The organism is Thiohalocapsa sp. (genome assembly GCF_019695415.1).
Lineage (GTDB): Bacteria > Pseudomonadota > Gammaproteobacteria > Chromatiales > Chromatiaceae > Thiohalocapsa.
Genome location: NZ_JAIFKJ010000439.1, coordinates 1 through 8,966, shown reverse-complemented (window position 1 = coordinate 8,966; position 8,966 = coordinate 1). Strand labels below are relative to the sequence as shown.

The following is an 8,966-nucleotide window of genomic DNA, read 5'->3' as shown; positions in this document are numbered from 1 at the left end:
CGACTTGCGTCGCCGAAAATGGCGGGGCGTCCTGCCCCGCACGGGAAGCGCCAATCAATCGGCGCTTCCCTAACGAGGCCGCAAAGCGATCCTGCTGGTACAGCGACGTCCGTCGCCGCACCTTGCGTGCCCACTGTCCGCGCGCGGCTGGCTGCGATCCTGCTGCAGCTTCGGTATAGTGCAGCTATCTCTTTGTTGTTATTCGGGTTCGAGCTAAGGTTTTTCGGGCCCGGTGCCAAGGTTGCAGCCATGTCACTCGCCCGTTTGTGCCTATTCGCCCCGCCGCTGATCGGTATTGGATCCTGGGCAGCAGCCACACGCCCCTCAAAGCGTGCGTGGATTGTTGCCCGTTGCTTGACGGTGGTGTTGCTCTTGGCGGCCGGCGTCGCCGCCGCGGACCTGCGTACAACACTGTCGCCTTTCGCCGGTACCGACGAACCCGCCGCAGAGCCCCCGCTGATCGACCTCGGCGGTCGGGAAATCGAGCTTTACTCCCCGCGCCTGCTCGCCGAGTTCTATGCCGAACGTGACTTTCGCGCGGCATGGGACGGCGCCCGCGCCGCCACCCTGCTCGACCTGGCCCAGGCGAGCCGGGCCGACGGCTTCAAGCCGCAGGATTTTCACGCAAAGGCCATTGCCGCCTTGCTCGACGACGGGGATCTCGAGTCGGATGATCCCGGCCGACGCACCACCGCCGAGCTCCTGCTCTCCGATGCGCTGTTGCGCTATGTGCACCACTTCCGCTTCGGCAAGCACAACCCCCGCCACGTCAACCCAGGCTGGACCTTCGTGGAGCCCGCCGACGCCGAACAGCTCAAGGCGGATATGGGGCAGGCACTGGCCACACCAGACATGGCCGAGGAGCTCGCCGCGACGCTGCCGAGCCCCGATTTCTACCGAAACCTGAAGCGGGGCTATCAACGCTACCTCGCCATTGCGGATCGCGGCGGGTGGGAAGATATTCCGGCCGGCCCGAATCTGCGCGTTGGTGCTGAGGATCCGCGGGTGCCGCTGATCCGCGAGCATCTCCAGGTCATCGACGGCTACGAGCCCGTGTTCGTCGCCGAGCCGGAGATCTACGACGAGGACCTCGCCGAAGCCGTGAAAGGCTTCCAGCGCCGCTCCGGGCTCGCCGCCGACGGCATCGTCGGTCCAAACACATTGCGCGCGCTGAACGTACCGCTCGACGAGCGGCTGCTCGCCATCCGCGCCAACCTTGAGCGCATGCGCTGGCTCTACAACGACCTCCCGGCAGATTATCTTTTCGTCGACCTGACGGCCTTCGAGCTCTACCTTGTGCGCGACGGCGAAGAAGCTTGGCGCACTAGGGGCATCATCGGCACAGTGGAGGACCAGACACCCATGTTCCGGGACGAGATGGAGTATCTGGTTTTCAATCCCACCTGGACGGTGCCACGCTCCATCGAGAAGAAATTCAAGGGCGTACCCGCAGGCTACAAGCGGGTCCGCAGCGGGGGACAATACTATCTTGTGCAGCAGCCCGGGCCGCGCAATGCGCTCGGTCGCGTCAAGTTTATGTTCCCGAACGGGCACGCCATTTATCTGCACGACACACCGTCGCGTTATCTCTTCAACCGCTCGCGGCGGGCCTACAGTCACGGCTGTGTGCGTGTGCATCAGCCGCTGACCCTGGCCGAGCAGGTGCTGAACAAGCCGGCATGGTCTCAAGCAGAGATCAACCGCGTGGTCCGCCGCGGCAAGACCCGCTGGGTGCATCTCGACGAGCACCTACCCGTGCTCTTGTACTACCTCACTGCCAAGGCAGATGCGAAAGGGCGTGTCGGGTTCCGCCGGGATATCTACAATCGCGACCGGCGGCTGTTCGCCATGCTCGATGAGCCTGCAGAGAACGGCGCAGCGCGGATCGCCTTCGCCGAGCCTGAGCCCGAGCCGGATGCCAACCCCGCAGACGAGCCTGCTGGGGATAACGGCGAGGCTGTTGCCGCGACGACCGAGGCGTCTGCAGAAGACGAGGAGGCCAGCGTGGAGCAAACGGCCGAGGTCGCTCCGCAGGCTGACGACACGGCGACCACGGATGGCGGCGGCGATACCGAGCCAGCCGCTGGCGGTCCGGGCGCGCTGCCGGCTGCATCGGGCGTACAGACAGCCTCGGCAACGGAAGACAACGAGGAGCCGGCCGGGGAGCGCGGCGGCCTGGAAGCGCCAGAGGCTGAGTCGCAACCTCGGCAATCGTTATCCAGTGAAGTTGCCGATACGTTGACTGACGGTGCCGCGACGCCCGACGCCCCGGAACCATCGGCCGAGGCGCGGCCCGAGCTGCAGCAGGACGCCGACCACCGCAGCGGGCCTGCAAGTGCTGCGGATGCCGCCGTCAGCATCGAGGGCGACGGCGACGGTACTGCCACGGCCAAAGCGGAGGCTATGGGGGCACCACCACTGGAGTCGGGCGTTCTCGCCCCTTGGACACAGACCGAGAACAGCCGGGCCGAGACAGTTCGGCTCGATGCTGAAGGCCGGTTTTCCGACCGAGCCTCAGACGTTTGGACGTTGACAGAGTCCAATGGCCCCGCGGCGCAGCTGCGCGTGGAGCCCGTACGACTCGATCTCTCAGAGCAGCCCCCGCGCATTGGCCTGGCACCTACAGCCAGCCCTGGTGAGGCCGCAGCAGTTCCATCCGCTCGCGCCGAGCATCTGGATCCAGGCGCGCTCCGCGCCCAAGCAGCCGCGCCCGTCTGGACGCTGCCCGTTGACTGATCCTCGCGCAGCCGTAGCGTCGTCCGTTGCGTGCTGCCTGGATCGCCGACGCTCGAGGGCACGCGTCGCGTGGTTTTGGCAGCGCTACGCCGATGTTCCTCGCTTGGCCCCGGTGACGCCGTGCCGCGGGCTCGCGAAATGAGCTACCCACAGGCGCATGCTGTCTTCACCGTTCTCGTAAACGTCGGAGAAGACCATGCTGCCCGTAATCGACCTACTCCTGCTGACCTTGGGGCTCTGCCTGATGTGCGCCGGGCTCGGCGTGCTGAGTCTCTTGATCGAATATGCTCCGCAGCTCTTGGTCCGCCGCCCGCGACGTCTCCGGCCGCGCACCCTGCACCGGGTGCGGCGCCGTAGCCCCCGTCCCAGGCGCCAGCCGGGTGCCATGGGGCTGCCGGCCAAGCGCCGCCGGCTCCTCGTCGGCGCTTGAGCTGGGCTTCGGAAAGGCTAGGCCGACCGATCAATATTTCTTTGGATGTCTCGCCTAGAGATGCGCACCGCTGCCGGGTCCAGCCTGACCACAGCCAACGCCACGGTGCTATTCCCGCTCTTGGCTCTGCTCGGGTCGCTGCTGGCCTATGCCCGCCCGGAATGGCTCATACCCCTGCGGCCGGCCATTGTCCCGTTGCTGGGCTTGGTGATGTTCGGCATGGGTGTGACACTGACCTGGCAGCAATTCGCCGCTGTCTGGCGGCGTCCGCAGCAGGTCGGTCTCGGTGTGGCGCTTCAGTTCGGCGTCATGCCGTTGGCGGCCTGGGGCATCGGTACCCTGCTGGGGCTGCCGGCGGCGCTCATCGCCGGGATGGTGCTGGTGGGTGCAAGTCCCGGCGGTACAGCGTCTAATGTGATTTGTTACCTCGCGCGCGGCGACGTCGCGCTGTCGATCACCCTGACGGCAGCGTCGACCTTACTGGCGGTGATCGCCACACCCCTCCTCACCTGGCTCTACGTGGGGCAGCAAGTGCCTGTGCCTGTTTGGGAGATGCTGCTCTCGGTGGCCAAAATCGTAGTAGTGCCGGTCATTTTGGGTGTTGCTGTCAACACTTGGCTCGGCGAGCGCATTGGGCCCGCAAAGGGAATCTTCCCGCTACTGTCCATGCTGGCCATTGTGCTCATCATCGCCATCATCGTGGCGCTCAACGTGGGCAATATCGCCGCTGCAGGCTGGCTTATGGCGCTCGCCGTCGTGCTGCACAATGCCGTGGGGCTTGGTGCCGGTTATGGGCTCGGTTGGCTCGTCGCACGAGACCTACGCACTGCCCGTACGCTCGCCATCGAGGTCGGTATGCAGAATTCCGGTTTAGCGGTCGCGCTGGCGGTGCAGTACTTTTCCGCGGCCGCCGCCATCCCAGGGGCGCTCTTCTCGATTTGGCACAACCTGTCCGGCGCGGCGATGGCGGCCCTTTGGTCCCGTCGATTGGCAACGGCGGGCGCCGATCTCGAGCACGGCTGAATCCATACGCATTCAGGGTTGGTATAGGCCGGCGCGGCCGCGACTATTCTTCCCACGCCGGCGGCGCCGGTACCTACAGCGAGGCAAGCAAACGATGGATTACAGCACCTTCAAAAGCCTGCAGATCCTGCTGTTCTGGGGCTCCGCGATCGCCTTCTGCGTCTGGCAGCTGCGGGCCGTGCAGCGCATGCGCCGCCAGCGTGTCACCGTGAAACAGGACGCGGCGAGCCGGCGGCAATTGCCAGCGCGCGTCCGCCGCGACAGCTGACAACACCCGCAACCGTCCGCTTCCCCAAGGTGCGGCTGCACTGGCCAACCAAGCTTGAGCGGCAGAGAGAAGTGTTATCAGGCGGACCAACGAAAAACGCTGCCGAACGGCAGCGTTTTTCGTTACGTTGTCGAGCTGAAAGCAGTCGCAACGGGAAGTGTGGTGCCGAGGAGAGGACTTGAACCTCCACCTGGTTTCCCAGACATGGACCTGAACCATGCGCGTCTACCAATTCCGCCACCTCGGCTAAGGGGCGTGCAGTTCCGGCAGAAGTTTAGGAGCTGCCAAGCCTACGAATGATAGTGAGACAGGTAACCCCTGTCAACGCTACACTAGGCAGCTTTAAGGACAGCGGCGGAGATCACGTGGCACGACGCAAATCGGCCCAGTCGGCGAAGGGGCAGGACCCGCATCGCCAACGCGAGGCCAAGAAATACGACAACCCCATCCCGAGTCGCGAGTTCATCCTCGAGACCCTTACCGAGCACACAGCGCCCATGGGCTTCCAGGAGGTGGCCGATGCCCTGGGCCTGACTGATGAGCAAGATCTCACGGCGCTGGACCGGCGCCTCGGTGCCATGGTTCGCGATGGCCAACTGGTGCGCAACCGGCGCGACGCCTACTGCCTGGTCAACAAGCGCGACCTCATCGCCGGGCGCATCATCGCGCACCCGGACGGGTTCGGCTTCGTCAAGCCTGACGAGGGCGGGGACGACCTCTACCTCTATCCGAAAGAGATGCGCACCGTCTTCCACGGCGACCGGGTTGTAGCACGCGTGACGGGGCGCGACCGCCGCGGGCGCCTGGAGGGCTCCGTCGTGGAGGTGTTGGAGCGCAGCACCCGCAACGTCGTCGGCCGCTTGTACTCCGAGAGCGGCGTCGGTCTGGTGGTGCCGGACAACAAGCGCATGACCCACGACGTGATCATCCCGAGCGACCGGCTCCTGGAGGCCAAGCAGGGGCAGATCGTCGTCGCCGAGATCACCGACCAGCCGACTAAGCGCACCCCGCCCATCGGTCGCGTCGTCGAGGTGGTGGGCGACCATATGGGCCCGGGCATGGAGACCGACATCGCCATCCGTGCCCATGACCTGCCGGTGGAGTGGCCGGAAGAGGTCACTGTCGAGATCGCAGGCCTGAGCGAAGAGGTGCCGGAGGCCGCCAAGGCAGGGCGCACAGACCTACGCGACACGCCCCTGGTCACCATAGACGGCGCCGACGCCCGCGACTTCGACGACGCCGTCTACTGCGAGCGCAAGCCCAAGGGCTGGAAGCTCCTGGTCTGCATCGCCGACGTGTCGAGCTATGTCACCCCTGGCAGTGCGCTGGACCGAGAGGCGGCGAGCCGCGGCAACTCGGTCTATTTTCCGGACCGGGTGATTCCGATGCTCCCGGAGGTGCTCTCGAACGGGCTTTGCTCCATCAACCCGGCGGTGGACCGGCTCTGCATGGCCTGCGAGCTGTACGTGAATCGCGAGGGCAAGGTGACCCGCTCGCGCTTCTTCGAAGCCGTGATGCGCTCCCATGCCCGGCTCACCTACGACCAGGTCGCGGCCATGCTTGACGAGGCCGACCCAGGTCTCGCCGAGCAGCACGAGACCCTGCTGCCGCACCTGCAGGAGCTGCACGCGCTGTTCGAGGCGCTGCACGCAGCCCGCGCCAAGCGCGGTGCCATCGACTTCGACACCACCGAAACCAAGTTCATCTTCAACGAGTCAAGGCGCATCGCCCGCATCGAGCCCGTACGCCGCAACGATGCGCACCGCATCATCGAGGAGTGCATGCTTGCCGCTAACGTGGCCGCGGCGCGGTTCTTCGAGCGCAAGAAGATGCCGGCGCTTTATCGCATCCACGAAACGCCCAAGGAAGAAAAGCTCTCCGATCTGCGCGAATTCCTCGGCGAGCTGGGCCTGGCCCTGCCCGGCGGCAACAAGCCCACCGCGCAGGACTACGCGACGCTGCTGGACTCGGTCAAGGGTCGAGCGGATGCGCATCTCATCCAGACGGTGCTGCTCCGGTCCATGCAGCAAGCCATGTACAGCTCCGACAACGCAGGGCACTTCGGGCTGGCGTACGACGCCTACACCCACTTCACCTCGCCCATCCGCCGCTACCCTGACCTCATTGTCCACCGCATCATCAAGCACATCCTCGCCGGCGGTACAGCGGCGGACCTGGACTACTCCAAGCCCGAGCTGCAGCAGATCGCCGACGTCTGCTCCGGCACCGAGCGCCGCGCCGACGACGCCACCCGAGACGCGGAGAGCTGGCTCAAGTGCGAGTACATGCGTGACAAGCTGGGCGAGGAGTTCGACGGCACCATCACCAGCGTGCAGGGCTTCGGCATCTTCGTCGAGCTGGACGAGATCTACATCGACGGTCTGGTGCACATCACCGCGCTCGACAACGACTACTACCATTTCGACCCCGTGGGTCACCGCCTCACCGGCGAGCGCACCGGCCAGGTATACCGCCTTGGCGACCGGCTGCGGGTGCAGGTGGCGGCCGTGAACCTGGACGAGCGCAAGATCGACTTCGTGCTGGCCCAATCCCCGCAGCAGCAAGCCAAGCAGGCGGGCAAGCCATCGGCGAAAAGGCGTTCGCGCTCGGGGTCACGGCGCAAGCGCAAGGCGGCCGCGTCCTGAGCGCCGGATGACAGCTGCGCACCCGCACCAATCCGTCTATGGCCCCCACCACGCCGGGCGGCACCAGCCCCACCATCGGCATCAACAGTGCCCGCAGCGCGCTCCGGCTGGGCGCTGAACAGGTTGCGGAGCTCTGGCTGGACCGCCGCCGCCGCGACCAGCGCTTGGCGGAGCTCGCCGGGCTCGCGCGCAGCGCCGGTGTGCATGTGCGCCAGTTGGACCGCGCCGCATTGGACGACGCTGCGGGCGGCGCAAACCATCAAGGCGTCATCGCCTGGGTAACGGGGCCCGCGGCGCGCCCGATACAGGATCTGGACACCCTGTTGGCGAACCTCGATCACCCGCCGCTGTTGTTGATCCTGGATGGGGTCACCGACCCGCACAACCTTGGCGCCTGCCTGCGCAGCGCTGACGCCGCCGGTGCCGACGCCGTCATCGCACCGAAAGACAAGGCCGCCGGCCTCACGCCGGCGGCCGTGAAGGTCGCGAGCGGCGCGGCGGATTCTGTCCCCTTCATCCAGGTCACGAACCTCGCCCGCGTGCTAGACAAACTCAAGGCCGCGGGGATTTGGCTCGTCGGCACTGCTGAGGACGCGCCCGGCGACCTCTACGCCACCGACCTAGCCGGGTCAGTCGGGCTCGTCCTCGGCGGCGAGGGCAGCGGGCTCCGCCGGCTCACCCGCGAGCACTGCGACCTGCTGGTTCGCATCCCCATGCGCGGCCGCGTCGAGAGCCTTAACGTCTCCGTCGCCGCCGGCATTTGCCTCTACGAGGCGCTGCGCCAACGCCACCCACCAGAAACGCAATAACTCGGGGACAATAACTCGGGGACGGTATACTCAATTGCCGGTCGCGAAGATGCGTCGACGGTTGTCGCGATCCCTTCGCGCGTTACGCGGGAAACCGGTCCAGAGCCGCGTCAGGGCTCACGTAGGTGAGCGCCGCCCAACTGGGCCGCCGGGCCCGATCGGGCATTCGCGGTCACGCCGGGAGACCAGCCGGCAGCATCACCCGCCAACAGTGCACGCGCCGCGGCGGTGGCGCCCGCGATGACCTCCGCCCGATGGGTGCGCTCTGGGCCATCTGGGTCTGCGCACACCAGCTCGCAGAGGCCGTCCGTGGGTGCCTCGAAGTCGCAGTGGCCGGCGCCGACGATGCGCTGCACCCGCGCCCGATCCGTGGCCCGGAAAACCGCCTGCCCGTTGTCCAGCGCGTTGCAATTGGTGGGCTCTCCGGCCATGGCCAGCCGCGGCTTGTCGAGGTCGCGCGCGGCGCCGCCGCCGCGGCCCTGGGCGTCCACCCGGTCCAGCGTCCGGATGCCGTATGCCCGAGGTGCGGCCCGCGCGGCCCGCCGGGCGGCGAGCCCCCCTGCCGAGAAGCCGGCATAGATCACCCTCTTGGCATCCAAGCGGCCGGCCAGTGCGATCATATCCCGGCTGTTCTGCACATGGCGGCCGGCCCAGGGCTTCTGATTGCAGAAGTCGAGGGTAGCCACTTGCATACCGTCGCCAGCCATGGCGGCCGCGAGTCCATGCATGCGCGTCTGGCTGCGCAGGAAGCCGTGGGCGAGGATGATCCAGTCGCCGCTGTCGGCGGCACCTGCGTTGTCCATGCGCTCCGCCGCATCGACCCCGGGACGATAGGTGCGATAGTCCAAGGCACAGCCCGTCGCCGAGGCGATGCTGCCCGAGCCAACTGCCACGCCCGCCGGCACCGCAGCCGGCCGGTCTGCGGCATACGGGGCCAGCCGCAGCCCGCGGCAGCCGCCGGCAAGCCGAAGCCAGAGGGCGGGGGCGGGGGGAACAGGCAGGCGGCGCATGGGCGTGAGGGGCATGCGGTAGTCCCCCGGCCCACGCGCCGGCCG

The 8,966-nt window shown here is 66.9% G+C and carries 7 protein-coding genes and 1 tRNA gene; 6 read left to right on the top strand and 2 right to left on the bottom strand.

Annotated features, from left to right (window positions below; genetic code table 11):
* The first annotated feature begins 360 nt into the window (after window positions 1–360).
* From I6U14_RS12430 to I6U14_RS12415, 4 genes are all read left to right on the top strand, one after another.
* Window positions 361–2,736 (top strand): L,D-transpeptidase family protein, encoded by a 2,376-nt coding sequence (locus tag I6U14_RS12430; protein WP_296899756.1) that lies wholly within the window; start codon window positions 361–363, stop codon window positions 2,734–2,736.
* A 196-nt stretch (window positions 2,737–2,932) separates the two neighbouring features.
* Window positions 2,933–3,166, top strand: coding sequence for a hypothetical protein (locus I6U14_RS12425; protein WP_296899752.1), 234 nt, complete (start codon window positions 2,933–2,935; stop codon window positions 3,164–3,166).
* 60 nt (window positions 3,167–3,226) lie between these two features.
* Window positions 3,227–4,189, top strand: coding sequence for a bile acid:sodium symporter family protein (locus tag I6U14_RS12420; protein ID WP_296899751.1), 963 nt, complete (start codon window positions 3,227–3,229; stop codon window positions 4,187–4,189).
* Between the two features lie 94 nt (window positions 4,190–4,283).
* Complete coding sequence (locus I6U14_RS12415) at window positions 4,284–4,457, top strand: hypothetical protein (RefSeq protein ID WP_296899750.1); 174 nt, start codon at window positions 4,284–4,286, stop codon at window positions 4,455–4,457.
* Between the two features lie 160 nt (window positions 4,458–4,617).
* On the opposite strand, the gene I6U14_RS12410 is transcribed toward I6U14_RS12415, so the two are convergent.
* Window positions 4,618–4,704 (bottom strand) — tRNA-Leu (locus I6U14_RS12410).
* A gap of 118 nt (window positions 4,705–4,822) precedes the next feature.
* Here I6U14_RS12410 and rnr point away from each other — a divergent pair.
* Window positions 4,823–7,102 (top strand): ribonuclease R, encoded by a 2,280-nt coding sequence (gene rnr / locus I6U14_RS12405; protein ID WP_296899748.1) that lies wholly within the window; start codon window positions 4,823–4,825, stop codon window positions 7,100–7,102.
* 38 nt (window positions 7,103–7,140) lie between these two features.
* The gene (rlmB, locus tag I6U14_RS12400; protein ID WP_296899746.1) at window positions 7,141–7,911 is read left to right on the top strand and encodes a 23S rRNA (guanosine(2251)-2'-O)-methyltransferase RlmB; all 771 of its coding nucleotides are present in this window, start codon (window positions 7,141–7,143) and stop codon (window positions 7,909–7,911) included.
* A 110-nt stretch (window positions 7,912–8,021) separates the two neighbouring features.
* On the opposite strand, the gene I6U14_RS12395 is transcribed toward rlmB, so the two are convergent.
* The coding region (locus tag I6U14_RS12395) for a hypothetical protein (RefSeq protein ID WP_367115663.1) at window positions 8,022–8,966 on the bottom strand (945 nt) is incomplete at its 5' end.

Bases quoted from the DNA above. Each gene is read 5' to 3' on its own strand.
- rlmB (WP_296899746.1), top strand. From the start codon at position 7,141: ATGGCCCCCACCACGCCGGGCGGCACCAGCCCCACCATCGGCATCAAC.
- I6U14_RS12420 (WP_296899751.1), top strand. From the start codon at position 3,227: ATGCGCACCGCTGCCGGGTCCAGCCTGACCACAGCCAACGCCACGGTG.
- I6U14_RS12425 (WP_296899752.1), top strand. From the start codon at position 2,933: ATGCTGCCCGTAATCGACCTACTCCTGCTGACCTTGGGGCTCTGCCTG.
- I6U14_RS12415 (WP_296899750.1), top strand. From the start codon at position 4,284: ATGGATTACAGCACCTTCAAAAGCCTGCAGATCCTGCTGTTCTGGGGC.